Genomic DNA, 256 nt, shown 5'->3' on the forward strand with positions numbered 1-256 from the left:
GGTGTTGGTGCGGTATGGGTTACGAGACGGGGTTTCGGAGACCGGGCTGGGATCGGTTGTCGGGGTCGGTGCGGGAGCGGTTCTGGGAAGCGGTTGGGTCGGGATTGTCACCGACGGGGGCGGCAACAGTGGCCGGGGTTTCGGGTGCCACAGGCCGGCGATGGGCTCAGCAAGCGGGCTATCAGACCAATCCCAAGCACTACGGCATCCGCTATTCCCAGCAGGTCAAAGACATGTTTTGGGAGGCGGTGCGGTC

Annotated in this window: 1 pseudogene; it reads left to right on the forward strand. The window is 64.5% G+C overall.

Annotated features, from left to right (window positions below):
- Positions 1-14 precede the first annotated feature (14 nt).
- A pseudogene (locus AC5Y5W_RS24995) lies at positions 15-256 on the forward strand (IS30 family transposase); the annotation flags it as partial.

The organism is Mycobacterium sp. NGS51, assembly GCF_059812525.1.